This window comes from Desulfobaculum senezii, from assembly GCF_054657395.1.
In genome coordinates, this window is sequence record NZ_BAAHYU010000003.1 from 1167457 (window position 1) to 1191177 (window position 23721).

Annotated in this window: 22 protein-coding genes and 2 tRNA genes; 13 read left to right on the forward strand and 11 right to left on the reverse strand. The window is 59.3% G+C overall.

Annotated elements, in window-relative coordinates; genetic code table 11:
- Window positions 1-136 precede the first annotated feature (136 nt).
- The 5 genes from dnaK to rfbB form a co-directional block, all read right to left on the reverse strand.
- On the reverse strand, window positions 137-2038 hold the full coding sequence (dnaK, locus tag ACYQ2T_RS14190) for a molecular chaperone DnaK (protein WP_459901408.1): 1902 nt from the start codon (window positions 2036-2038) through the stop codon (window positions 137-139).
- Window positions 2039-2185: 147 nt separating this feature from the next.
- Complete coding sequence (gene grpE, locus ACYQ2T_RS14195; RefSeq protein ID WP_404843153.1) at window positions 2186-2734, reverse strand: nucleotide exchange factor GrpE; 549 nt, start codon at window positions 2732-2734, stop codon at window positions 2186-2188.
- A 33-nt stretch (window positions 2735-2767) separates the two neighbouring features.
- A complete protein-coding gene (gene hrcA / locus ACYQ2T_RS14200) occupies window positions 2768-3796 on the reverse strand; it encodes a heat-inducible transcriptional repressor HrcA (RefSeq protein ID WP_404843152.1) in 1029 nt (342 codons plus the stop codon).
- A 39-nt stretch (window positions 3797-3835) separates the two neighbouring features.
- A complete protein-coding gene (gene rfbD, locus ACYQ2T_RS14205) occupies window positions 3836-4723 on the reverse strand; it encodes a dTDP-4-dehydrorhamnose reductase (RefSeq protein ID WP_459901410.1) in 888 nt (295 codons plus the stop codon).
- Window positions 4720-5745, reverse strand: coding sequence for a dTDP-glucose 4,6-dehydratase (rfbB, locus tag ACYQ2T_RS14210; protein ID WP_459901412.1), 1026 nt, complete (start codon window positions 5743-5745; stop codon window positions 4720-4722). Before rfbB ends, rfbD begins: the two co-directional genes overlap by 4 nt.
- Before the next feature lie 272 nt (window positions 5746-6017).
- Between rfbB and ACYQ2T_RS14215 the strand changes: the two genes are divergently transcribed.
- The 4 genes from ACYQ2T_RS14215 (at window position 6018) to ACYQ2T_RS14230 (ending at window position 7800) form a co-directional block, all read left to right on the forward strand.
- Window positions 6018-6094 (forward strand) — tRNA-Val (locus tag ACYQ2T_RS14215).
- A gap of 129 nt (window positions 6095-6223) precedes the next feature.
- Window positions 6224-6300, forward strand: a tRNA-Val gene (locus ACYQ2T_RS14220).
- 420 nt (window positions 6301-6720) lie between these two features.
- Complete coding sequence (locus tag ACYQ2T_RS14225; protein WP_459901414.1) at window positions 6721-7335, forward strand: GNAT family N-acetyltransferase; 615 nt, start codon at window positions 6721-6723, stop codon at window positions 7333-7335.
- A gap of 6 nt (window positions 7336-7341) precedes the next feature.
- Window positions 7342-7800: a tRNA (cytidine(34)-2'-O)-methyltransferase gene (locus ACYQ2T_RS14230; RefSeq protein ID WP_459901415.1), complete on the forward strand. Its 459-nt coding sequence runs from the start codon at window positions 7342-7344 to the stop codon at window positions 7798-7800.
- Window positions 7801-7891: 91 nt separating this feature from the next.
- On the opposite strand, the gene ACYQ2T_RS14235 is transcribed toward ACYQ2T_RS14230, so the two are convergent.
- Window positions 7892-8878 (reverse strand): TAXI family TRAP transporter solute-binding subunit, encoded by a 987-nt coding sequence (locus ACYQ2T_RS14235; RefSeq protein WP_459901417.1) that lies wholly within the window; start codon window positions 8876-8878, stop codon window positions 7892-7894.
- Window positions 8879-9065: 187 nt separating this feature from the next.
- Here ACYQ2T_RS14235 and cbiB point away from each other — a divergent pair, with 187 nt between their 5' ends.
- The 4 genes from cbiB (at window position 9066) to ACYQ2T_RS14255 (ending at window position 14110) form a co-directional block, all read left to right on the forward strand.
- The gene (cbiB, locus tag ACYQ2T_RS14240) at window positions 9066-10025 is read left to right on the forward strand and encodes an adenosylcobinamide-phosphate synthase CbiB (protein WP_459901419.1); all 960 of its coding nucleotides are present in this window, start codon (window positions 9066-9068) and stop codon (window positions 10023-10025) included.
- Between the two features lie 141 nt (window positions 10026-10166).
- Window positions 10167-10496, forward strand: a complete 330-nt coding sequence (locus ACYQ2T_RS14245; RefSeq protein ID WP_404843125.1) for a hypothetical protein — start codon at window positions 10167-10169, stop codon at window positions 10494-10496.
- Window positions 10497-10947: 451 nt separating this feature from the next.
- Window positions 10948-12354 carry a UTP--glucose-1-phosphate uridylyltransferase gene (locus tag ACYQ2T_RS14250; protein ID WP_459901422.1) on the forward strand — a complete coding sequence of 469 codons (1407 nt, stop codon included), beginning with the start codon at window positions 10948-10950 and terminating at the stop codon, window positions 12352-12354.
- Window positions 12355-12379: 25 nt separating this feature from the next.
- A complete protein-coding gene (locus tag ACYQ2T_RS14255) occupies window positions 12380-14110 on the forward strand; it encodes a bifunctional sulfate adenylyltransferase/adenylylsulfate kinase (RefSeq protein ID WP_459901424.1) in 1731 nt (576 codons plus the stop codon).
- Window positions 14111-14503: 393 nt separating this feature from the next.
- Here the strand turns inward: ACYQ2T_RS14255 and ACYQ2T_RS14260 are convergent, their stop codons facing one another.
- The 5 genes from ACYQ2T_RS14260 to ACYQ2T_RS14280 form a co-directional block, all read right to left on the reverse strand.
- Window positions 14504-15508, reverse strand: a complete 1005-nt coding sequence (locus ACYQ2T_RS14260; protein ID WP_459901426.1) for a hypothetical protein — start codon at window positions 15506-15508, stop codon at window positions 14504-14506.
- Window positions 15509-15971: 463 nt separating this feature from the next.
- The gene (locus ACYQ2T_RS14265) at window positions 15972-17078 is read right to left on the reverse strand and encodes a tyrosine-type recombinase/integrase (protein WP_459901428.1); all 1107 of its coding nucleotides are present in this window, start codon (window positions 17076-17078) and stop codon (window positions 15972-15974) included.
- A gap of 11 nt (window positions 17079-17089) precedes the next feature.
- Window positions 17090-17395: a hypothetical protein gene (locus ACYQ2T_RS14270; protein WP_459901430.1), complete on the reverse strand. Its 306-nt coding sequence runs from the start codon at window positions 17393-17395 to the stop codon at window positions 17090-17092.
- 158 nt (window positions 17396-17553) lie between these two features.
- Window positions 17554-18237, reverse strand: coding sequence for a helix-turn-helix domain-containing protein (locus ACYQ2T_RS14275; protein WP_459901432.1), 684 nt, complete (start codon window positions 18235-18237; stop codon window positions 17554-17556).
- 515 nt (window positions 18238-18752) lie between these two features.
- The gene (locus ACYQ2T_RS14280; protein ID WP_459901433.1) at window positions 18753-19049 is read right to left on the reverse strand and encodes a hypothetical protein; all 297 of its coding nucleotides are present in this window, start codon (window positions 19047-19049) and stop codon (window positions 18753-18755) included.
- A gap of 86 nt (window positions 19050-19135) precedes the next feature.
- Here ACYQ2T_RS14280 and ACYQ2T_RS14285 point away from each other — a divergent pair, with 86 nt between their 5' ends.
- The 5 genes from ACYQ2T_RS14285 (at window position 19136) to ACYQ2T_RS14305 (ending at window position 23596) form a co-directional block, all read left to right on the forward strand.
- A complete protein-coding gene (locus tag ACYQ2T_RS14285) occupies window positions 19136-19402 on the forward strand; it encodes a hypothetical protein (protein WP_459901435.1) in 267 nt (88 codons plus the stop codon).
- 44 nt (window positions 19403-19446) lie between these two features.
- Entirely contained in the window at window positions 19447-19974 is a 528-nt protein-coding gene (locus tag ACYQ2T_RS14290) for a phage regulatory CII family protein (protein WP_459901437.1), read from the forward strand.
- A gap of 10 nt (window positions 19975-19984) precedes the next feature.
- The gene (locus tag ACYQ2T_RS14295) at window positions 19985-20224 is read left to right on the forward strand and encodes a hypothetical protein (protein WP_459901438.1); all 240 of its coding nucleotides are present in this window, start codon (window positions 19985-19987) and stop codon (window positions 20222-20224) included.
- 182 nt (window positions 20225-20406) lie between these two features.
- On the forward strand, window positions 20407-20988 hold the full coding sequence (locus tag ACYQ2T_RS14300) for a hypothetical protein (RefSeq protein WP_459901439.1): 582 nt from the start codon (window positions 20407-20409) through the stop codon (window positions 20986-20988).
- Entirely contained in the window at window positions 20975-23596 is a 2622-nt protein-coding gene (locus ACYQ2T_RS14305) for a toprim domain-containing protein (protein ID WP_459901440.1), read from the forward strand. The genes ACYQ2T_RS14300 and ACYQ2T_RS14305 overlap by 14 nt, the downstream gene beginning before the upstream one ends.
- The last annotated feature ends 125 nt before the right edge of the window (window positions 23597-23721 follow it).

Below are 23721 nucleotides of genomic sequence, written 5' to 3' on the forward strand. Positions count from 1 at the left end.
CGGGGTGTCGCCGCTATGGGCTGGATATAAAAATCGGCCTGTCCGCCCATGATGAGCGGACAGGCCAAGCTATACCCGTTCCAGAGCGAAGGCAAGCGCGGGGCCGGTGGCCCCGCGGTACTTCGCCGAATGGTTTTTAGACTTCTTTGTAGTCGGCATCAACGACGTCATCGTCGTCCTTGGCTGCGCCGCCAGCCTGTGCGCCGCCAGCCTGAGCACCGGCGTCCTGACCGTCCTGCTGCTGGGCATAGAGCTGCTCAGCCAGCTTGTGGGAGGCTTCGGCGAGGGCGCTGGTTGCGGCTTCAATTTCGGCGAGGTCGTCGCCTTCCATGGCCTTCTTCAGCGCTTCAACCTTGGTCTCGATGTCGGTCTTCACGGCGTTGTCGAGCTTGTCGCCCAGGTCCGTGATGGACTTCTCGGTGGTGTAGATGAGGGTGTCGGCCTGGTTGCGGGCTTCGATGAGCTTCTGCTTGGCCTTGTCCTCTTCTGCGTGGTTTTCAGCTTCCTTGACGAGGTTTTCAATCTCGTCCTCGGACAGACCGCTGGAGGCGGTGATGCGGATGGACTGTTCCTTGCCCGTTCCGGTGTCCTTGGCGGAAACGTTGACGATGCCGTTGGCGTCGATGTCGAAGGTGACCTCAATCTGCGGCACGCCGCGGGGGGCGGCCGGGATGCCGGTCAGCTCGAAGCGGCCAAGGGTCTTGTTGTCCGCGGCCATGGGGCGCTCGCCCTGCAGCACGTGGATGGACACGGAGGGCTGGTTGTCAGCCGCCGTGGTGAAGACCTGGCTCTTCTTGGTCGGGATGGTGGTGTTGCGCTCGATGAGCTGGGTACACACACCGCCAAGGGTTTCGATGCCGAGGGACAGCGGGGTGACGTCGAGGAGCAGCACGTCCTTCACGTCGCCAGCGAGGATGCCGCCCTGAATGGATGCGCCCATGGCGACCACTTCGTCAGGGTTCACGCTGCGGTTGGGCTCCTTGCCAAAGAACTCGGTGACCTTCTGCTGCACGAGGGGCATGCGGGTCATGCCGCCGACGAGGATAATCTCGTCGATGTCGGACGCGGACAGGCCGGCGTCAGACAGGGCCTTCTTGCAGGGCTCCACGGTGCGGGCCACAAGGTCTTCCACCAGACGCTCCAGCTTGCCGCGGGACAGCTTCACCAGCAGGTGCTTGGGGCCGGTCTGGTCAGCGGTGATGAACGGCAGGTTGACCTCGGTCTCCATGGAGGAGGACAGTTCCTTCTTGGCCTTTTCTGCGGCTTCCTTGAGGCGCTGCAGGGCCATGCGGTCCTGAGAGAGGTCGATGCCGTTTTCGCGCTTGAACTCCTCAACGAGGTAGTCGATGACGCGGTTGTCGAAGTCTTCGCCGCCGAGGAAGGTGTCGCCGTTGGTGGCGCGGACTTCCACGACGTTGTCGCCGACTTCGAGGATGGAAATGTCAAAGGTGCCGCCGCCAAGGTCGAACACAGCGATCTTTTCGTTGGCCTTTTTGTCGAAGCCATAGGCGAGGGACGCGGCGGTCGGCTCGTTGATGATGCGCTTCACCTCAAGACCGGCGATGCGGCCTGCGTCCTTGGTGGCCTGACGCTGCGAGTCGTTGAAGTAGGCCGGAACGGTGATAACGGCCTCGGTAACGGTCTCGCCGAGGTAGGATTCGGCGTCGGACTTCAGCTTCTGCAGGATGTTCGCGGACAGCTCTGCGGGGCTGAGCAGCTTGCCGTCGAGTTCAACGTAGGCATCGCCGTTGGAGTGCGCGGCAATCTTGTAAGGGCAGTTGTCGGCCCAGCCCTTAATGGCCGGATCCTCGAACTTGCGGCCCATCAGGCGCTTAACGGCGAAGACGGTCTTGTCGGAGTTCGTGACGGCCTGGCGCTTGGCCAGCTCGCCCACGAGGCGTTCCTTATCGGTGAAGGCGATGATGGACGGGGTTGTGCGGCCACCCTCAGGGTTGGAGACGCACTTGGGGTCCTTGCCTTCCATCACATAGACACAGGAGTTTGTGGTTCCCAGGTCGATACCGATGATTTTGCCCATATTATGAATTCCTCCTCTTGGAAAAAACTTTCGACGTGAAAAGTCGTTTGTCACTTACGCTGTTCAAAGTAATGCGCCTGACCCGGCTGTAAAGAGGGGAGTGAAAATTTTTTCACCAAAAGCGCAGGCGACGGGGTTGGTTGGGGGCTAGTTGCTCACCACAACCATGGCCGGACGCAGCAGGCGACCGTTGAGCCTGTAGCCCTTTTTCATCAGCGTTGCGACGCGCCCGGCCTCCATGCCTTCGCGCTCTTCCTGCCCCACGGCCTCGTGGATTTCGGGGGAGAATTCCTCGCCCACTTCGCCCACAGGCTCAAGGTTGTGCCCCGCCAGGGTGTCGAGGAACATCTTGTGCGTCATCTGCACGCCAAGGACGAAGTTCTTGCAGGCTTCGTCGTCTGGTGCGTGCTGCAGGGCAAGGTCCAGGTTGTCCAGAATGGGCAGCATGTCGCCCAGAATCTTGTCGGCGGCGAACTTGCGGAACTCGTCTTTGTCGCGCTCAAGGCGCTTGCGGGTGTTTTCCATATCCGCAAGCAGGCGCAGACGCTCGTCGTCGGCGTGTTTCTTTTCCGGACATTCGGGGCAGACGCGCTCGGCGCACAGGGCACTCAGCTCTTCGTCCGTGAGTTCGATTTCCTCCACTTCGGGAGTTTCCTGCTCGGTTTCGGCAGGTTCAACATTCTGCTTCTTTGTCATTGCGGTCTCCAGGATCGCTTGGATGTGCTGGTGTTAGCGATTGCTGAGAAGTTCAGTAAGCATCCGGGCGGTGAAGTCAACCACCGGGAGGATTTTTGCGTAGTCCATGCGCAGCGGACCGATGACGCCAAGAGCGCCCTTGCTGGTGTCCGCCGCGCCGAATGGCGCGGAAATGAGGCCGTAGGGGCCTTTGGAAATGGCGGGGTCGTGTTTGGCGAAGGTGACGTTGGTGTGCCCGGCGTCGATGGTGCCGTCCAAAAGTTCCAGCAGGCGCGAGCGCTCGTCCAGAAGCTGGAGCAGTTCGCGCATGGTGTCCACGTCGGCAAATTCGGGCTGCGTCAGGACGTGGGCGGTGCCATCAAGGTAGAAGTCGCGCTCCGCGTCCATCTCAAAGGTGTCGCGCGCAAGGGTCAGCGCTTGCAGGTACAGGCGGTTCAGGCGGCGGTGGGCGCTTTTGAGTTCCAGATGGATATGGGCGCGCGCTTGCCCGAGGGTTTTCCCTGCGTAGTGGTGGTTCAGGTAGTTGCTGAACGCCGTCAGGTCGTCGCGGGTGACGCCGTGCTCCACGGGCACAAGGCGGTGCTCCACCATGTCGCCTTCCATAATCAGCACGGCCATCACCAGCCCCGTGCGCACGGGGACAAAGTCAAGGCTGCGCCAGCGCACGTCGGAGTGTCCGGGAGCAAGGACCATGCTCACCTGTTGGGACAGGGCGGCTAAAAGCCGCGAGGATTGCCGCAGGATGTCGGCAATCTCCAGCCCGGCCTTGTCCAAACTCTCGCGGATGACTTCGCGCTCCGTGCCCGCCAGTTCCGGGGGCGTGAGGACCGTATCCAAATACAGGCGAAAAGCGCGGGGCGTGGGAACGCGCCCCGCGGACGTGTGCGGCTGGGCCAGAAAGCCCTTTTCCGTGAGGTCGGCCATGGTATTGCGGATGCTGGCCGCAGACAGGCCAAGCCCACAGCGCCGCGCAACGGTGCGCGAGCCTTGGGGCGTGGCTTGCCGTATGTAGTCCTCGACAATGGTGGTCAGGACTGCTGTCTCACGAGAGCTTAGGGGCATGGTGGTTTTCCGCTGCGGACGGCTGGCGTCCGGTGCTGTCTAGTCTATGGGCGTTTCCGGTGCCGTTTCACTGTACACGTATTCTTGCACGGCATGCACCCACGGCCGGGGCGTGATGCCCGTGGCCGCGGTAAAGCGGCTGGTATCGAGTACGGAGAATGCCGGGCGCGTGGCCTTTTGTGGGTACTCGTCCGTGGCAATGGGCGTGACCGTGCAGGGTAGGCCCGCCGAGCGCACGGCCTCGCAGGCCAGTTCGCACCAGCTGGCGCGTCCGGAATTGGTGATGTGAAAGATGCCCGTTTCGCCCGATGCCACAAGGGCGAGGGAATAGACCGCAAGGTCCGGCGTGTACGTGGGCGAGCCCACCTGGTCGTGCACAACGCCGAGGGTGTCGCGCTCCGCGCACAGGGACAGCATGGTGCGCACAAAGTTGCGTTTGTCCGGGCCAAACAGCCACGCGGTGCGGATGATGATGAGGCGGTGAAGCTCCTCGGCCAGAAGGGCCTGCTCTCCGGCGCGTTTTGTTTCGCCATAGACGGAGCGCGGGGCCACGGTATCGTCCTCGGCGTAGGGCGTTTCCTTTTTGCCGTCAAAGACGAAGTCCGTGGAGTAGTGCACGAGGGTGACGTCCATATCCTTTACAGCGCGGGCCAGAATGCCCGGCAGTATGGCGTTGACGCGGCGGGCTTCCTTAGGTTCGTCCTCGGCTAGGTCCACCTGTGTGTAGGCCCATGTATTGAAAATAACGTCCGGGCGCGCGGTGGCAATAAAGTCCCGCAGCCGCTCCACGTCAAAGGCCCAGTCGCCGGGACGGGGGGTGGTGGTGACGTCCCAGCCTTTTGCGGTCAGAGCGCTTTTCAGGGCCATGCCCAGCAGTCCGGTGGCACCGCCCAGAACAAGCGCCCGTGGTAATTGCTCTTCGCTCATCGTCTTTCCCCGTACCAGTCGTCCATAAAGGAGCGGTACTCGCCGCTTTGCACGCTGTCGCGCCATGCGCGGTGGTCGGTGTACCACGCAAGGGTTTCGGCAAGGCCGCGCTCAAAGTCGTACAGCGGCTCAAAGCCGAGTTCGTCCTTGGCGAGGGAATAGTCCATGGCGTAGCGGCGGTCATGCCCGGGGCGGTCCTTCACATAGGAAATAAGGTCGTCGGGCTTGCCCATGGCGGACAAAATGGCGCGCACCACGTCGAGGTTGGCCTTTTCCGCATTGCCGCCAAAATTGTACACCGCGCCGGGGCGTCCGGCCTTGAGCGCCATTTCCACGCCGCGGCAATGGTCGGTGACGTAAATCCAGTCGCGCACCTGCATACCGTCGCCATAGATGGGCAGGGGCTTGTTCTGCTCGGCAAGGGTAATCATCAGCGGGATGAGCTTTTCCGGGAACTGCCACGGGCCGTAGTTGTTGGAACAGCGCGTGATCACGGCGGGGTAGCCGTAGGTCTTCCAAAACGAGCGGACGAACAGGTCCGCCGAGGCCTTGGAGGCGGAATACGGACTGTTTGGCTCAAGGGGGTGGCCTTCGGTAAAGGCGGGCGCGTCCGGGGCGAGGGTGCCGTACACCTCATCCGTGGAGATGTGCACGAACCGTTCAATTCCGGCGTCCATGGCGGCGGTCATAAGCGTCTGCACGCCGAGGACGTTGGTGGTCACAAAGGGAGAGGGGTCGTGGATGGAGCGGTCTACGTGCGATTCCGCGGCAAAGTTGACCACGGCATCGGGCTTGTGCTCGGCGATGATGGAGCGCATGGCGTCCATGTCCGCGATGTCGGCCCGGCAGAAGGCGTAGCGCTTGCCTTCTTCGGCCTGCTCCAGCGGAATCATGTTCGCTTTGTTTCCGGCGTAGGTCAGCTTATCAACGTTGACGATTTCGACATCCGGGTTGGTGCCGAGCATATGGTAAATGAAATTGGTACCGATGAATCCGCATCCACCGGTGACGAGCAGTCGCATGTCCAATCCTTTGCTTGCTGGTTGCCGCTGGCATGTGCGCCAGCCCCGCCCCGTGCGGGAGTCCGGACCATATCTCCGGTACAGCGCAGACTCTAGCGTAAAATCGCCCGTCCGCAAAGTCCGGCAATTACGGAGGAAAAAAGGTCCATTTGGGGAAAATTGAAAAAATCCCTTGACCCTTTGGGGCTGTGGAGCTATCAACCATTTCCCGCAGCGACACGAGCACGAAGTCATGCAATATTGACAGGGTGCAGTTGCATGCATGGCAAAGTGGGCGATTAACTCAGTTGGTCAGAGTGCCATCTTCACACGGTGGAAGTCACTGGTTCAAATCCAGTATCGCCCACCACTTTACACCCCGGGCCCCGACGGTCCGTCCCCGCATCGGGGAAAAGGCCGCAGAAGCCAATGCAGTAGCATTGACAACCTGCAGCTTGTCGGGCATAAAACATTCTCGGCTGAATGCCGTAGAAAATACGGGCGATTAACTCAGTTGGTCAGAGTGCCATCTTCACACGGTGGAAGTCACTGGTTCAAATCCAGTATCGCCCACCATCGATTTCAAAACCCCGGTCTGAAAAGGCCGGGGTTTTTTTGTGGCCTGTGGACAGGCCGTATCGCTGCGCCGGGTTCAAGAGGGGGCCTCCGGCGGTTTAAGGGGTGCGACCCCTTAAAAATCCCGAGGTTTTCGGGCTGGAAGCCAACCCGAAAATATGGGGTCGGCGGGTTCGTGCCTTATATAGGGGCGTTGGCCCGTCGTGCACGTGCCAGCTGTGGGGGCGTGATTGCAGCTGTGTGGCGCGAGAGAGGCGTGGCGTATTATCAGGATTTTTAAGGACGGGAGTCCTTAAGCCTGCGGAGCAAAAGACGTTGGGCCTTTGCCTCCCCCCTCCGGCCAGTCGTCCAAGTTTTACAAAACGTCCGTTGCTCTTCTTCTCGCAGTGGGTGATGCTTACCGCCGACAAGGAGGCGCGCATGCTTTTGACATGGCTGGAGAATGCCGGTGTGCATGTGGCGGGATTCGTCTGTAATGACGGCTCTGTTCGGGAGTGGTTGTTTATGCGGACCAGCGGCGGGACGACGGAGGATGGATGCCGTGTGGCGGTGACGCCGTTGGCACTGGGGAGTGTGGACGGTGGGCGCGCTTGGGCGCAGCGGGTGCGGGCCAAGGGTTTTGAATTGGCTGTACACCGGGGCAAGGCGTGTTTTGGGCGGGAGTTTTTGTTGCCGCCGTGTTTGCGGGGCAAGGGGCTTGGGACCTACCTGCTGTGCCGCTTGGTGCGCTTTGGCGTTGCGCATGGATGCGGCGATGCCCATGTGCGCTCGCTGAATCTTATTGCGCGGCAGGATACCCCGCTTCGTAACGCCTTTTATGAAAATATGGGGTTTCGGCTGACGGTGTACCGCGACGGCGCAGGGTGGGCGAGGAGCGCGCACCTGCGCCTGCTCCGGCAACGCCATGATCCTGCAAAGGTCTGCGACATACCCCTTTCCGGGTGTCCTGCAGCTGTCATCCGGGCGACATTTGAAGGCTTGCGCCACGGCGGAAATGCCAGTAAACGGCATACAGCCGTATTTGGCGAGGGGTGACATTGCATGGAAATTGTTCTTTACGAACCGGAAATACCGCCTAATACAGGCAACATCGCGCGGCTGTGCGCCGCCACCGGAACGCGTCTGCACCTTGTGGAGCCGCTGGGCTTTAGCCTGGAGGACCGCTACCTCAAGCGTGCGGGGCTCGACTACTGGCCGCATGTGGATGTGACCGTCCACCCGGACTGGCCGTCGCTGCTAGCGGCGGCGGAAGGCAAGCGGTTGGTGTGCACCAGCTCCAAGCAGGGCGAGCGTTATGACCGCTTTTCGTACACTGCGGCGGATATGCTCGTGCTTGGCCCGGAGACGCGGGGACTGCCCGTGGAGGTTATTGACGACATCGGACAGTGCATCACCCTGCCCATCAGGCGGGGCAAGGTGCGCAGCCTGAATTTGTCCACATCGGCGGGCATCGTGCTGTATGAGGCGATGCGCCAGACGCAGACTCTTCCTGTAGGATAACGCCGCGCGGCGGTGTGCCGCGCCAATGAAGACGCCTCCACATCTGTCATGATGCGGAGGCGTTTGGTCCAATTGCGCCGGGCGGTGCGGGTTAAGGCGGCGTTGGGATGTTCAGCCCCTGTTCTTCCCAGAAGCGCGCGGCGCCGGGATGGATGGGGATGGAGAGGCCTTTGAGGCCGTCTACGATGTTCATGGCTTTGGCAGTCTGGTTGACGGAAGTCATATAGCGCAGCCCCGCTGCGGAAAAGATGCTGGACAGCGCGCGGTGGACGATGTGGTTGGAGACGCGGGCATTGGCGCACCAGTAGGCCGCGTCCTGAAAGCTCTTCACCGGCGAATCAAGATTTCTGTAAGTGCCGCCGGGGATTTGGATAGGGGTGTAGAACGGGTAGACGTCGTAAAATCCTGTGGCAACTGCGGTTTTGTGCAAGTCCACAAGGGCGATGGGGCTGCGGGCCGATGCCTCGATGACGGAGGCGTTTGGCTCGCCGGCCAGCACCCAGAAGGCGTCGATTTTTTTTGCGCTGAAGGCCGTAGCGGCGGCGGAATAGCCCATGTTCAGGCGCTTAATTTTGTCCCAGATGCCGATGTGACGGAAAAAGCGCTCCGCAGCGGCTGCGGCGCCTGACCCGGCGTTGCCGATGCCGACGCGTTTGCCCACAAGGTCCGTGGCGGCGGTTATGCCGCTGTCCTTGCGCACCACAAGGTGCGCGGGTGCGCCGTAGAGGTAGGCCACAGCGCGGGCGTTGTCGTAGCGGGTGGTATCCTGCGGCAGCCGTCCGTGGCGGCCAAGGTACGCGTCGCCGGAGTAGACGATGCCGAATTCAATGTGTCCCTTGTGCAGGCGCTTGAGGTTTGACGCCGAACCGCCGGACCCTTCCGGTGTGATTTCCAAATCGTCATAGGTCTGCGAAATGTGGTTGGCCATGGCGTTGGCGAAGTAGTTGAACGTGCCGCCAACAGGTCCGCCGCCAAAGGCAATGTATGATTTTTTGGCCAAAGCCGGGGACGCCGCCAAACAGGCGACGACGGCAAGGGCCACAAGACAGCGCGCTACGCGCCAGATGCCACCTTTCATGACCGACTGCTCCTGAATACAGGTTTGAGCACACCCCGCCAGCATACCACGCAGGCGGTGAGGACCGTCAAGGCCTTGCGACGACTTTACAACCGGAGCAGGGAGGGAGCGCGTTGCATGGGCGCCTTTGCCATGTGTCGCCAGCGCATCATTACATAACTGACGAGTTTGCATACGGTGGGAGAATATGATCGTACATCAGGATTTCCTAGTGGCTCTCTTTCTGCCTGTGGTTGCCGTTTTTGCGGATGTGCTGATTGGTGACCCGCACCGTCTGCCGCATCCGGTGTGCCTGCTGGGCTGGGTTGCGGCCCGTCTGGAGGAGGCCGCCCGCCGCACCACCGGCGCGATGCGCCTGAAGGGCGTGCTTGGCGTATGCATTCTTGCCGGGGGCAGCGGGGCCGCAGTGTGGGGGCTTATTCATCTGCCTGTCATCGGAATGGCAGTGGGCCTCTATCTGGCGTATGCGGGGCTGGCCCTTGGGCAACTCCTGCGCGAGGCGCGCAGCGTTGCGCGCCTGATGGACGGCGGCGACTTGGACGGCGCGCGAATGGCTCTGTCCATGCTGGTCAGCCGTGACACCGCCCATTTGAGCGAGGCGGAAGTGCGCTCCGGCCTTGCCGAGACGCTGAGCGAAAACCTTAACGACGGCTTTGTTGCGCCGTTTTTCTATTTGGCCCTTGGCGGTCCTGTGGCGCTGTGGGTGTACAAGGCCGTGAGCACGCTGGATTCCATGTGGGGATACATGACGCCGCGCTATCGGCAGTTTGGCTGGGCGGCGGCGCGTCTTGACGATGTTTTGGCATGGGCGCCTGCGCGGCTGACAGCCGTGGTGATGGTGCTGGTTGCCTGGTGCATGGGCGCGCGGACCAAGGGCGTGTGGGCGCGCATTGCCGCGGACGCCGGGAAAAGCTCCAGCCCCAACGCGGGGTGGCCCATGGCCGCCGCGGCGTGGCTTATAGGGGCGTCCATGGGTGGTCCGGCTATTTATTTTGGCCAGCTCAAGCATAAGCCTCAGCTTGGCCCCAAGCGTTTGGACTGGGATACCGAAGCCACGGAGCGCCTGATGCGGTTGGTGCTGCTCTCGGGGCTGGCGTGCGCCGCGCTGGTGCTTGGCGTTTTGGGGCTGACGCACTGCCTCGTTTAGGCGGGGGAGGGGGCCCTTTGGGCTGCAGGGGTGTTGCCCTTCGGGCGGAATGCGTATAGACCGTTCGGTTCTGGCCGCAGTGTCGCCACCCGGTCAGAAGAGCGGCAGGGAATCCCCTGAAAAAAGATTGGAGTAAGAGCCATGCATTCAGAGCTGGATGAATATCCTGAATTCGACTACTTAGTGTTTATAGAGGGGTTTCTTGTTCCCATCGCCCATATCAAGGCCATTGGCTGGGTGGAGAAGACCTTTCCCGACCCGGCGCGTCCCTACGAGAAGGAACAGTACTATTTCCGCGTGCACCTCGATCAGCCCGTTGGTGACAGCGGAGACGGCGTCGCCCGCGATTTAGCCTCCTTCTTCGAGACCGAGGACGAGGCCGAGGCCGCCCGCATGGAGCTGGCCGAACGAGTGAACGATTTTTATAAAAGCCTCTATGCCAATATGATGTTCACCAGCAACATCCACTGACGCTTCAACGCGCCGCAGAGTTTGCGGCGCGTTTTTTTTTGCGTTTTTTCCGTTTTTTCTATATTCCCCAAATCCTTTGCGAAATGCATTGCTTCCGACCCTGCAAATCCGTAGGGGGCGGGGCTTTTGTCGCGTCCGGGTACATTCAGTGCATCCGTACGCTCATGTGGGCACTTTCGTCCGGGTGACAGGGGCCCACAGGAAAAATACAGCCGGTGTGGCGCAAGCCAGCAGAGTGCGGTAAGATGTGATGCCTTTGTCCTACGCAAGGCGGCGAAGTGTACCGCTATTCTGCCGAAATGGCATGGATTTTTGGTGCGAGGCCGAGGCGCTGGCAGGCCGCCCCGAATGCGGGGCAGAGCGCGGCATTCTCGCCGCGGGAAGGAGAAAACCCGGACGGAATGTCTGGTCGCTCGGGGCGCAGACCCCGGCAACCGGACAGGGAGACGGCATGAACGCTTTACGGGATTTGCTCGCCTATTCGGGCAACGATTTGCATAGCAGGTTCCGCCCCTTTGCGGAGCGGATGGAAGAGGCGGGGCAGCACCCCATGGTCCTCAATGTTTTCAAGTCGCTGTATGCGCGGCTTTTGGACGGCGACCCGGGTTCGCTGGCTGAGTCGGACATCACGCCACTCGCTGGAGATGAGCTTGCGCGCTACGGCAGTCTGGATGGGTATACCCGGCATGGGATGGACCATCTGGGCAAGGTGGCCATCATTAAACTTAACGGCGGCCTTGGGACCAGCATGGGGCTGGAGAAGGCCAAGTCGCTTATCCCTGTGCGCGATGGCATGTCCTTCCTCCAATTGACGCTGGCGCAGGTGGACGCCCTGCGCACCCGCTATAATGTGCCGGTGCCGCTGCTGTTTATGGACAGCTTCCGTACCCATCAGGATACCCTTACCGCCACGCGCAATTGCAACAATGGCAGTTGCGGCATTCCGCTCACCTTTGTGCAGAACAAATTCCCCAAGGTGCTGGCGGAGACGCTGGAGCCTGCCGATTGCCCGGAGAACCGTTCCCTTGAATGGAATCCGCCGGGGCACGGCGATATTTATACGGCGCTTATCACCTCGCATATTTTGCCCCAGCTCTTGGATTCCGGCATCCGGTATGCGTTTGTGTCCAATGTGGATAACCTTGGCGCGCTGTTTGATCCGTCTTTGCTTGGCTATATGGTCAAGGAAGGGTTGCCGTTTGTCATGGAGGTGGCCCGCAGGCAGGAGACGGACCGCAAGGGCGGGCATCTGGCGCGTTTGAAGGATGGCCGATTGGCCCTGCGCGAGATTGCCCAGTGCCCGGAGGCCGACCGGCAGGCGTTTCAGGATATAAGCCGGCATAGCTATTTCAACACCAACTCCATCTGGCTGGACCTTGCCGCCGTGCGGCAGGTGATTCTGGAGGAGGGTATGGTGCCGCTCTCCCTTATCCGCAATGAAAAGACCCTCGACCCGCGCGATGCATCCTCGCCGCGCGTTATTCAGTTGGAGACCGCCATGGGCGCGGCCATATCGTGTTTTGCCGATGCCGCCGCCGTGGAGGTGCCCCGCCGCCGCTTCTCCCCCGTGAAGACCACCGCCGACCTGCTGACCGTTATGTCCGATTGCTACGAATTGCGCGACGACTACGCCCTTGTCCCGCGTGAGGAGCGTTCCGAGGACTTGCCGCAGGTGTCATTGGACGGTGACTACTATAAGTGCATTGACGATTTTCTGTGCCGGTTCCCGGAAGGGGTGCCGTCGATGATGGATTGCTCGTCGCTGGATGTGTGCGGCGACGTGACGTTTGCCGCCGATGTTGCCTTGGAGGGTGACGTCCGCATCAATGCAGAGGGGGCCGCGTCCGTGTTCCGTTGATTGTCCCGCGCCCAAGGGAGGAGGTATGCATCCCGCACCGCCCATGACGCCGTATTCCGAGAGTCTGCTTGTGCACCCAAGGCGCATTGACGTCCTGCGGCGCGAAGCCGTGGGATTTGCCTCGGTCGACTTGGGGCGGCGTCAGCTGTGCGATTTGGAACTTCTGCTCACGAGGGCGTTCTATCCGCTGGAGGGCTACCTCGGGCAGGTGGATTATGAGCGCGTGCTGGACGATATGCGTCTGGCGGATGGGGCGCTTTGGGCTATGCCGGTGTGCCTGGATGTACCGGAAGCCGTCGCGCAGACGCTTCGGCCCGGTGTGCCGCTGGCTCTGCGTGACAGCGAGGGCTTTATGCTGGCGGTACTGCACGTGCAGGACGTGTGGAAGCCGGACAAGGCCCGCGAAGCCCGCGCACTGTACGGCACGGATGACCCCGCCGCCCATGATGGGGTTCGCCGCCTGTATGACGAGGTGGGTGAATGGTACGTGGGCGGACGTGTGGAAGGCCTGCACCTCCCCCAACACTATGATTTTCCTGAGCTGCGGCTCTCTCCCGCCGATGTGCACCGCGCCTTTGCCCAGCGTGGGTGGCGGCGCGTAGTGGGCTTTCAGATGGCGTCGTGGCCGCATTGCGCCCACCATGACATGATGCTCGCTGCGGCTCGCGAGGCCGAAGCCAATATTTTCATTATGCTCGATGTCAGTCCCGGCCGGGACCGACGCGCCGAGACCTTCCCCCTTATCCGCAGTTACCGAAAATTCCTTGAGCGCTTTCCGCGCAACATGGCGGCCTTGGCGCTGCTTCCGTATGCCGGGCGCGGCGCTGGCCCGCGTGAGGCCCTGTGGCAGGCGCAGATTCGCGGTAATTATGGCTGTACGCATGTGCTGTTGCAGGGGCAGGAGCAGGAGCAGGGGCAGGATGACGCCTGTGCGGAGGGCGGCCTGCGTCCTGAAAGTGGCGGGGACGACGCGGCGATGGAGCTTGTACAGCGCTACGCCGAGGAGGCGGGGGTGACGCCCCTTGCGGAACGCCCCCGGTGCTATGTGGAGGATAGGGCGGAATATGTGCCGCTGGACGCCGTCACCAAGGACATGCGCGTGAGGGAAATTTCCTCGCGCGAGCTGTGGCGGCGGCTTGAACACGGGCTGGAGATTCCGGAGTGGTTCCTGTTTCCCGAGGTGGTGGACGAACTGCGCAAGGCGCATCCGCCCCGGCACAAGCAGGGTTTTACGGTTTTCATCACCGGGCTGTCCGGCGCGGGCAAGTCCACCCTCGCCAAGGTGCTGCTGCATAAATTCCTGGAAATGAATGGCCGTCCGGTCACGCTTCTTGATGGCGACATCGTCCGCCGCAACTTATCCAGCGAACTGACGTTCTCCCGCGAACACCGCAACCTGAACGTGACCCGCATCGGCTACGTGGCGAGTGAAATCACCAAGAACCGTGGCATTGCCCTGTGCGCGCCCATCGCGCCCTATGAGGAGTCGAGGCAGGCGGCGCGGCGGTTGGTGCGGCAGTACGGCGGCTTTGTGGAGGTCTATATGTCCACGCCGTTGGCCGTGTGCGAGCAGCGCGACCGCAAAGGACTGTACGCCAAAGCGCGGGCGGGGCGTATTGCCGGGGTGACTGGTATTGATGCGCCCTACGAGCCGCCGGTGAAGCCCGACCTTGCAATTGACACAACCGAACGCACGCCCAAGGAAGCCGCGCACGAGGTGCTGCGCTACCTTGCCGTGCAGGGGTATATCGTCTAGCCCCAGCCATATTGCCGCGAAACGAAAAGCCCCCGTCTGTCATGCAGGCGGGGGCTTTTCGTTGCAAAAAAGGGGGGAGGGCGGCGCGTGAGGCTCCTGCGCGATGTCGTTCCGGGGTGCTCCGCCCGGGAGCATCCAGCCGCGGGAGAGGTGGCGGATCGCGGGCTTCGGAACACGGGCGAAAGCGAGTCGCGCCGTGGCGTATGAAAGAGGCGGCCAGTGGGTAAGGAGCCGGAGGAAATACGGGAGAAGGAACGGGTTGGTGCAGTGTGGGGGCTGTGCTGGTGAACTGGGAGGGAAGCTGTCCTGACTCGGCGCGAGCGCTGCATCAGCGTTTCCCTCCCCCGCTTTCTACATAAGACACCTGCCAGCTTTGGCAAGGGGAATTTTGGCCTATGCCGGGGCTTCTTCTCGATTCTCCTGTTGAGCTGGCCCTCTGTGGCGGTGACTCTTTGGCAGAAGTTTTGCGCTGGCATATACCGACACCGGATGCGCGTTGTTGTGCAGGACGGTGCCGCTGAGTCCCAAGAGACATACCGTGGTGCCAATGAGGGGGCTGAAACTTTTACCGGGGATGAGGGAGAGGGACGCTAGGCCCATGTGGAGGATGCTGAAGGCGATGCCCGCAACGCACAGGGTGCGGGTGCGGTGGAGGTCCATTTCGGTGCCGAGGGCGGAGATTATGGGAGTGCCGCAAAAGACTTGGGTTGCAGTGGAGGCGGTGCGGGACCACCGGGCGCTGAGGAAAAGCACACCGCACAAGGCCACGCACGTTGCCCCGCAGATGCCGACCATGAATGAATACGTGGGCAAATACGCCGAAAAAATGGCTGTCATCCCCTGAGCGGCAATGGACGCGATGATGACGGCTCGGCCAAGACGGAATCCTCTGCTGCGTAAGCGGCGCGCGCTGGGCGCGAGAAGGGGCGGTGTTGTCTTGGATATGAAGGCGAACAGCGGAACGAGGTAGAAGGGAAGAGCCAAGTCCGGGAGGGCATCAGATGGGGCCACCATGTGCCCTTTGCGCATTGTCATAAGCATGGCTTCGATATCGATGGAAAAGAACAACGCGGTGGTCGCCCCGACGGAAAAGGCGAGAAAGGCGTCCTGCTGCGGATGAAGCCACGCAGGAAGGCCCCCGCTTCGCTTGTGCCCCGCTTCCCCAGTTTCGTCGTATCGCTGGGCAAGCTCACTGGCTTTCCGGGCGTTTGCGTGGCTCAGGAAAACCGTCAGAAGCAAAAAGCACAACGTGAGGCCTGAGGTGATAAAGAAAAAAGAGTTCCACAGCGCAGGAACAAAGAGCGTCCCGTAACACGCGCCAATATAGACCACCGCGCCCAAAACAAGCGCAACGCGAGTCCAAGTAACCTGATCCGAAAGGCGAGGTGGCGCATCCATGCAGGGAGTCCTTGAAAAAAGTGTGGTGTTTCAGTGCGATGCGGAGTGCGGTATCGGATAGGCGTTTTGGTTCGTGTTGTCAATAATGGTGTACGGAGGGTGCTGTGGAATGCAGGAGAAAGCCTTTGGGGCGGGAGGGCGCACGTGGTGAGATGACGCTGTGGGGAGATGGGGTGCGTCGTTATGTCCCATGGGACAGGAGGGGCCGCGTGGACAAATGGGGGAGCTGTCGGTTCTGGGGAGGGGCGGCGAGTGTGTATGCTGGCTAAGTAATTTGGATGCCCCGGCTACCAGACCAAAAGGAAAAAGGGACGTAGAGTTGCCTCTACGTCCCTATATTCTCTGGTCGGGATGGCGCGATTTGAACGCGCGGTCTCTGCGTCCCGAAGGCATGGCGCCATTTCCAACATACTGAAAATATTGAGTTTTCATTTTTAGGGGATACCGAGTGTGTCGATATCCCCTAGAAGTGATCTTCGTCGCTGTGTCCCATCTGCAATTTGGGCAGGTGGCGGGAGGCCTCTTTGCGGTCTCGCGTGTTGGTGTGTTGGTAGATCCGCGTGGTGGTCGTGGTATCAGAGTGTCCGGCCAACTCACTGGCGGCCTTGAGGTTTGCGCCTTGAGCAAGCAGTTCTGTCACAAAGGCATGACGCAGGGAGTAAGGCTTGCAGTACGGGATAGGTGGGAGGTTGCGCTTGCCCCTTGTTTTGTTCACGCGGTCAAACAGGTTGCGCCACGCCTTCTTGAACGTCGTAATGGGCTTGCCACGATAGTGGATGACGTAGAGGAATCCCCCGGCCATATCTGCTGCGCACCATTGGGACAGCAAGTGCCAGATTTCGTTGTCGTCTATGTAAATATCCCGCCACTGGATTTCGTCATTCTTATTGGCTGAGTGGATTCTGACGAAGCGTTCACGAAACGCGACATCTTCCCACTTGATTCGGAGCAGTTCGGACGGCCCGGTCCGCGCCCCAGTATAGTAGCCGAGGACGATGGCGCGGCAGATGTGGGGCGGAGCTGCTTCAAGTAACTCCGCAATCTGGTTAGGTGTCGGTGGCGGCGTGCGTTTGTCCCGACCGCGTTTGCATCGATACTCAAGGGGGTTGATCGGAATGGAGTCAATAAGGCGCTGGTCCTTTGCCCACGTCATAGCAGCCAACACGATTCCAATTTTGCGATTGATGCCGGGCTGCGCGTAGCCGTCTGTGCGCAACCGCCGTTCAATGTTGGTCATGTGTGCGGCGGTCAGCTCCTGAACGGTTAGTCCGTCCATGAGCTTTGCAACTTTCTTGAGATGATAGAAGGTAGACTTGCGAGTGCTTTCCGTGAGGTTTGCGCCCGTTAGGTATGCGGCGAGGATATCCGTAACCAGTGCTGACGACGCGGGGACAGCAACTTCAAAAGACTCCGGCTCATATTTGAGGCGGAACTTCATTTCTTCGGAGAGCTTCTCGGCCTTTTTATGGGTGGTCCACGGGCCGCGTTCAATCCGTCTTGTTGCTGGGTTTCTCCAGTATGCACGGTAAGAAACGCGGCCCGATTTATTTTTACGTTTTTCTACAGCCATAATGGATGAGCCTACTGCAATTTATCGTGCGCCTTCCCTTGAAGGTCTTTGTATGAGCCGTTGAATATATTGCTCGACTTGCGCTTGATCTTCTTGGGCTTGGCTTGTGGTTTTGTCTTGGGACGCAAGGACTCTATGAGGTCTTTGATCTCGGATGAAAAGAAACGTAGCCCACGGCCAGCTCCACGTCCAAAGTTGATGGGGACAATGCCGTGGTCTGTTAGGAACTTGGTTGCACCTGCGGGGTTTGGGGTTCCGTCGCGGCGAAAGATTTTGAGGAGTTGTGCAGCTTCCTTGGCAGTGAGTAGTTCGTTCATTGGAGGATCCTTTGCTTGCGAGTGTGATTGGAGGCACCAGTCGTTGGCTCTTTCGCTAGCCAGATTCCGGCTTCCAGTCAACTGCTAGATAGCCATATTCCGGCTATAAAGATGCAGGAGAATCGGGCTTCCCCGTGTAAAGATTGGCTAAATATTAGCTAGGGGTCTGCAATAATCTTGGGGCCGTGGCCCGTGTAGAGCCAGTGCACAGAGACTCGGTGCTTGAGGTAGGTTTCTATGAGCCAGCCGGAGGGGACGGAGTCCCGCGTGCGGTATTTGGAAATGGTGGAGCGGTCTATGTCCATGGCGCGGGCGAGTGCTGCGTACGAGTCCACGCCCCATGCCTCGCACATGCGGGCGATGATTCGTCCGCCAAGAGGCGACGTGGAGCGCGTGGAGAGAATCCAACGTTGGGCGCGGCCGGGGACGTAGGTCACGGCGGAGGCCATGCGGACAAGTCCTCGCCGGCGGTGGATACGTAACTCTATGCGCGTGGGGGTGGTGGGGTGCTGCTGGCTGATCCGCATGGCGCGGAGCAGCACGTTCGCGTCGTCTTCGTGGATAGCTTCCAGCAGCTGGCGGTCTGTGGCGTCTGCGCCGTAAAAGAGTGAATCGCTATCAACCTCGCATGTAACGATGGATAAGTCTTCGCGTAGGATGAAGAGGTTGTCGCCGGGCGGGCTAATCTGTCTGGCGTACGCCAGTTCGATGTCAGGACGATGCGGCGGCTCTGTGCAGACCGTTAGGATATACAGCAGTGTCTGTTCGACAAAATAGGGGATGCTATGCGTTTCGATGTAGCCGAATCCAGCGCGTCCTGCGTCTATTTCTGCCGTCACCACGGCGCCGCGCCTTTGTACCAGAGTCGCAATTTCCGCGTAGGATGCTGAGATATGCGGGAGGAATACACCCACTGCGTGGTCTTGTCCGAAGAGTTGCTTCCACGGATCATTCGCGTACGCGACCCGGCCGGATGGCTCGTATATGACAGCCGGTTCATGCGCCGTGGCAACTGAATTTACTGCGACGCTTAGTATGTATTCGCTATCAAGAATCATATGTGTGTTGCATACAGGTCAACGAAGTTTCATACAGTGCAACAAAACCCGAAAATGACCGTAATTCCTTGACGATACGGGAAGGGCGTTCGTACGTCTTAGGCGTGAAAAACGTACGGAGGAGCTATGCCCGATCCTATCTCAGAATTGTACGATATTGCGGATACCCTGCAAGGGTTGGCGGACTTGCGTGAACCGCTACAGGGGGAAGAGTATGTGCTGAAACTATTGAGGGGGCGGCTGGTTAGGGCCGCAAGGGGGTTGGAACAAAAAGAAGAGCAGGAGGAGCGCTCCGCACGTTATGCGGACTGCCCCTCCTGCTGATCAATCTTTAAGCGCTGCTCAACGATGAAGCAGAGTTCGGCGTATGACTTGCCGAGGGCTTCCGCCATTCTTACGGCGTCCGCCTGATAGATTCTTTGAGGGCGGCCTTCGCTAGACTTCCAAGCGTTGCGCATCCTGCGCCACTTAGCGACAGGGCCGCCCATGTCTTTTAGAGCGATTTTCGCAAAGTCACTGTGATTCATCCCTGAATCAAGCACCAACTCAGACACGACCTGAATAAATTTCCGTTCGAATTTGTCGGCGTATTGCATGGTTTTCCTATAGGCCAAAATCCGTCCGTACAAAATAACCGAAATTTTTCTTGATTAGATAGCCGGATTCCGGCTATCTAGCACGCATGAGCACACAGACATTTCACAAGCAATTGGGCGTGATCCTGAAAGCATACAGGACACATCGGCTTGTGCGGACCCTGCTGGGCTACAAGACCACAGCGTGGAAAAGCACACGTAAAAAGCCAACGCCGTGGGCGAAAGCCGCCGTGCGTTTGGCGTACATCAACATCTGTCTGCGGGCCAAAAATCGTGAACTGAAGCAGCAGCTTGCGAAGACCGCAGCCAAGACAAAATCACAGGCTAAGGGCCGCCGTTCTACCAAGAAATAATCCCCCACAACAAACCATACAAACTCAAGTCATGAGAGGCAGACATGAAGACACTGGAACAAACGAACTCCGCCTGTTTGCAGCGCCTAGAAGCCGTGGACATCGTCAAGCTGGCTTTCTCCAATAGCGGCAAGACCATGCAGCAGATAGCCGAGGAAATGGGCTGGAGCATGGCCCACGCCCGTAGGGTGTGTTCCACCGCCCGTTACTATCCGTCGCTGGAAGATATGCCCAAGCTGTGCGCGGTATTGGGCAATACATACCTGCCGCAGTGGATTCAGATCCGCGCCATGATGCAGGGCATGCAGAACGCCCACGCGTCTGTAGATTGCCAGTCCCTCGTCCTGCGGATTGGTGACTTCTTTGGCGAGGTCGCCGACGTGGGCAAGCAGGGGCAGGCGGCGATTGAAGACGGAGTGCTGGAATCGGCCGAAATGCGATCCATAATCCGGGAACTGTACGACGTCATCGACATGGCCAGTGCCCTGATTGGCGATCTGCGCGAAGAAGAACGCCGACTAGCTGCGGAGGAAAAGGCCAAGGACTTCAACGAAAACGAAAGCGCAGAGTAGGGAGCCGCCCATGCTTAACATCACAGCAGCACGCAACACCATATACGACGTCACCACCGCAGAAGGCCGGGAGGCCTTGGCGAGGCTCGCTGAGAGGGCGCAGTTTGCCGAGGGGCTTTTGACTGGCGGGGCGGAAGGGTTGGCCCGGCCCGAGGATATCGCCGCGCTAACTGAGTACACCAGACAGGCCCGGGCGCAGCTGCCTGTTCTGCTGGCCCAAGTCTCTGAGCAGGGCAGCGCCTATGCCTAAGCCGGGACACAGCCGTACGCCGGGAGTCCATGCCCTGTTCATGGGCAGGACTCTTGGTGGACGGGCCTTCAAGGAAATCCGCTCATACATCCAGAAGCTAGAGAACGATAACGCGAATCTCCGCGCACTGATCCGCGCCCAGCCTAACGCAGACCACGCCGAGTAAACACACAGGAGCAGGTATGCACGCTTCGACCCCTCACACGGACAACGGTCAGATTTTGACCCCTCAACACAAATCGGGTATGGAAATTTCAGGTGCTAAACACACCCCGTCCAAAGGCGGCTCCATGGCCGAAAAACATGGTTCCTTTTGTGTTCTTTTCCCGTCTAAACAGCGGGCCGAACACAATGCTTCCCTGCCAGTAGTGCATCTACTGATTGGCAACCATGACATTTTTTTTGCCGGGAGTGCGGAGAATACAAGACCCCTCAGGACGCTGAGGGGGAATAATCCCGCGGCTTCCTTTGGGCCGTGTTTAGCTCCCGGCCCTCTTTTCTTTGAAGAGGGCCAACTAAACAAAACCAAAGGAGCTGCCATCATGGCACGCGCGCTCACCCCAGAGCAGGCCGTTTCCGACCTGTTCCCCATCTCTGACGCTCTGTTAGAAATCGCTTCCACTCTCGACGCAGACCGCCCCGGCGTGACTGCCCTCGTGCTGTGCCTCGCGCACCAGTTGAGGGACTGCGCAGAAGCACTGGACACCGCCTTCCCCGGACCTATCGAAGATGCTGGAAAGGAGGGTGGCCATGCTCGTTCCTAATGAAGAAATCCTGCAAGCCCTTCTGAGTAGCTCCCGTTTCCAGTTCAAGTCGAATAACAACAAGTACCTGTCTGGGGGCAAATGCCCCCAGTGCGGAGGCAAGTCCTTATGGGTGAACAAGGACAAGCCTTTTTATCTGAACTGCAATCACAAGAATTCCTGCGGCTACGAAGGTACGGTCAAAGATGAAATCCCCGAGTTGTTTACGGGCTGGGAAGAACGCTTCCCCGCCACGAAGGAAGAACCGGAACGGACAGCCAATGTCTATCTGTCCATGGACCGGGGCTTCGACATTTCGAAGCTCCGGGGTTGGTACACGCAGGAAGCGTGCAGGCTGGATAACGGCAAGTATTGCGCCACGGTCCGCTTCTATCTGGATGAAAAACGGACGCGCTTCTGGGAACGCCTGATTGGTCATACTTGGAAAGACGGACAGCAGCGCGCCAAGTTTGGCGGCAAGCGCAAGGAAGATGGAACTCTCTACGCCGGAGACGCATGGACGCCCCCCGGGCAGGAGCTTGTCCAGGGCGAACGTTGCTACATAGTAGAAGGGATTTTCCACGCCATTGCCTTGCACATGACGGGGCGCAAGGTGGCGGCAGCCTTGAGCTGCGGCAATATGCCAGTCAATTACATCAAGGAGCACAAAGGAAAGGGCATCCGTTGGACACTGGCCCTCGATGGCGACAAAGCCGGACGTCCGGCCATGCGCAAGCATGTTAAGCGAATCAGGGCTATGGAAGAGACGGCGCAGGTTTGCTTGCTCCCGAATAACGGACAGGACTGGGATGACCTGTATAGGGCCGGGAAACTGACAGACGACTTCATGGCGGAGCGGCTGCACTGGGGGCGCGTGTTCTTGGCTGAAAGTGTGGAGGAGTCCGCGTACCATCGCTATTGCAAGAAGAAACGCGAAAGCATGATTTTCGCTTTTAAGAATCAGATATATGAAGTGCGCGTCCCCATGACCACGCTGGATGATGAGTTGGCCAAGCAGGAAGCTGCGCTGGAATCATCTGATGGGAAGCTGATCTTCTATGCGAATTGTGCAACGAAGATGCTGTGCAACGTCTATCCCGAATGCCTGTACCGTGAGGTAGACGAAATCGCGAATGCTCGGTGGTACGTCTTCCGCATCAACTATGAGCACTTAGACCCGGAAATCATTAGACTCGAAGGTTCTGAACTGACGTCCTCTGCGGTGTTTAACGCTGCGCTTATCGATAAGACGGCGGGTGGATCGTGGACCGGAGACGCCGGGCATTTCAGATATCTGTCCCTCAAGTGGTTCAAAAAGGCGCAGCACCGCCTTGTGAAGTCCGTTCCTTATCAAGGCTACGTGCGTGAATTTGAGGCGTATGTTTTTGAGGGGAAGGCGTTCTACAAGAACCAAGAGGTCTTCCCAAACGATGATGGCCTTTTCCGTGTTGGCAAGCATGGCATCAAGACCAATCTGTCCTTGTCCCTGTGCATGAAGGGGAAGTTCGACCCGAGCTGGGTGAATGATTACGTAACGGCGTTTTCTATGCCGGGCCTTTCGGTTCTGGCCTTCTGGCTGGGTTCTCTTTTTGTGGGGCAGATTCGTGCCCAGCAAAGCTCGTTCCCATTTCTTGAATTCACCGGTGACGCCGGGGCAGGCAAGACAACTGTCTTGGAATTCCTGTGGAAGTGCTGTGGCCGAGACGACTACGAGGGGTTTGACCTGTTGAAGGCGACGGATGCAGGTGGGCGCCGCTCGTATAATCAGTTGTCGGGCATGCCCACCGTTCTTATTGAATCAGACCGCGACAACGGCAACCCGCACACTAAGGCCAAGCAGTTCGACTTTGACAACCTGAAAGCATTTTACAATGGGCGCTCAACCGGAACCCTCGGTGTGGCTAAGCGTGGCAATGACGTGGAAGAGTCGCCGTTTCGTGGCACTATCATCATCAGTCAGAACGCTGAGGTCGATGGCAGCCAAGCGCTTCTGCAGCGCATTGTCCATTGCCATGCCGACAAGAGCCACCACGGCCCCGGGACGCGTGACGTTGCCCGCTGGTTCGAACGCCAGACACCGGAGACCGTGGGCGGCTTTATCCGTAAGGCGCTTACCAACGAAAGCACTATCCTCAAGCGCTACTATGAATGCTTTGACATCATGGAAGCCCGCTTCACTCCGCACCTGCGAAATGAGCGTGTGTGCAAGAACCACGCGCAGGTGGCCGCCTGCGCGTGTGCCTTGCCGATTCTCTTTCCTGATCTGAAACAGGAAACCATAGATCAAGTTGCAGACTACTTGCTGGAACGTGCACAGGCCCGTGAACGTCGCCTTGATGCAGATCATCCGGAAGTCGAACGCTTCTGGGAGCTGTATCACTACCTGAATGAGGAAAGTTGCAAGGTAGGTGAAGGGCGCCTCAATCATTCCGGAAACGAGGATGAGATAGCACTTAGCCCCAACGAGTTTGAGGCAGCGTGTCGAAATGAAGGTTTGAAGATCCCAGATATGCGCCAAGTGAGGAAGCTCTTGCCAAACTCTCAGAGGCATAAGTTCATCAAGAAGAACGCTTCTGTGTGGAGCACACACACGAGAAGTAGCAAAAAATGCTGGGTTTTCAGAAGCTAGCTGAAATGATTGGCAAATACGCGCGTGCGCTTGCGCGTGAATTTTGCGAGGTCATTTAAGTTTGGAGGGGTAAAAGATAGGGTCAGGATGGGCAGGATTGCAAAATTGGCTTATAAATGCCTGAT

Excerpts from the sequence above, each read along its gene's own strand:
- dnaK (WP_459901408.1), bottom strand. The coding sequence starts at position 2,038 with ATGGGCAAAATCATCGGTATCGACCTGGGAACCACAAACTCCTGTGTC.
- grpE (WP_404843153.1), bottom strand. The coding sequence starts at position 2,734 with ATGACAAAGAAGCAGAATGTTGAACCTGCCGAAACCGAGCAGGAAACT.
- hrcA (WP_404843152.1), bottom strand. The coding sequence starts at position 3,796 with ATGCCCCTAAGCTCTCGTGAGACAGCAGTCCTGACCACCATTGTCGAG.
- rfbD (WP_459901410.1), bottom strand. The coding sequence starts at position 4,723 with ATGAGCGAAGAGCAATTACCACGGGCGCTTGTTCTGGGCGGTGCCACC.
- rfbB (WP_459901412.1), bottom strand. The coding sequence starts at position 5,745 with ATGCGACTGCTCGTCACCGGTGGATGCGGATTCATCGGTACCAATTTC.
- ACYQ2T_RS14225 (WP_459901414.1), top strand. The coding sequence starts at position 6,721 with ATGCTTTTGACATGGCTGGAGAATGCCGGTGTGCATGTGGCGGGATTC.
- ACYQ2T_RS14230 (WP_459901415.1), top strand. The coding sequence starts at position 7,342 with ATGGAAATTGTTCTTTACGAACCGGAAATACCGCCTAATACAGGCAAC.
- ACYQ2T_RS14235 (WP_459901417.1), bottom strand. The coding sequence starts at position 8,878 with ATGAAAGGTGGCATCTGGCGCGTAGCGCGCTGTCTTGTGGCCCTTGCC.
- cbiB (WP_459901419.1), top strand. The coding sequence starts at position 9,066 with ATGATCGTACATCAGGATTTCCTAGTGGCTCTCTTTCTGCCTGTGGTT.
- ACYQ2T_RS14245 (WP_404843125.1), top strand. The coding sequence starts at position 10,167 with ATGCATTCAGAGCTGGATGAATATCCTGAATTCGACTACTTAGTGTTT.
- ACYQ2T_RS14250 (WP_459901422.1), top strand. The coding sequence starts at position 10,948 with ATGAACGCTTTACGGGATTTGCTCGCCTATTCGGGCAACGATTTGCAT.
- ACYQ2T_RS14255 (WP_459901424.1), top strand. The coding sequence starts at position 12,380 with ATGCATCCCGCACCGCCCATGACGCCGTATTCCGAGAGTCTGCTTGTG.
- ACYQ2T_RS14260 (WP_459901426.1), bottom strand. The coding sequence starts at position 15,508 with ATGGATGCGCCACCTCGCCTTTCGGATCAGGTTACTTGGACTCGCGTT.
- ACYQ2T_RS14265 (WP_459901428.1), bottom strand. The coding sequence starts at position 17,078 with ATGGCTGTAGAAAAACGTAAAAATAAATCGGGCCGCGTTTCTTACCGT.
- ACYQ2T_RS14270 (WP_459901430.1), bottom strand. The coding sequence starts at position 17,395 with ATGAACGAACTACTCACTGCCAAGGAAGCTGCACAACTCCTCAAAATC.
- ACYQ2T_RS14280 (WP_459901433.1), bottom strand. The coding sequence starts at position 19,049 with ATGCAATACGCCGACAAATTCGAACGGAAATTTATTCAGGTCGTGTCT.
- ACYQ2T_RS14285 (WP_459901435.1), top strand. The coding sequence starts at position 19,136 with ATGAGCACACAGACATTTCACAAGCAATTGGGCGTGATCCTGAAAGCA.
- ACYQ2T_RS14290 (WP_459901437.1), top strand. The coding sequence starts at position 19,447 with ATGAAGACACTGGAACAAACGAACTCCGCCTGTTTGCAGCGCCTAGAA.
- ACYQ2T_RS14295 (WP_459901438.1), top strand. The coding sequence starts at position 19,985 with ATGCTTAACATCACAGCAGCACGCAACACCATATACGACGTCACCACC.
- ACYQ2T_RS14300 (WP_459901439.1), top strand. The coding sequence starts at position 20,407 with ATGCACGCTTCGACCCCTCACACGGACAACGGTCAGATTTTGACCCCT.
- ACYQ2T_RS14305 (WP_459901440.1), top strand. The coding sequence starts at position 20,975 with ATGCTCGTTCCTAATGAAGAAATCCTGCAAGCCCTTCTGAGTAGCTCC.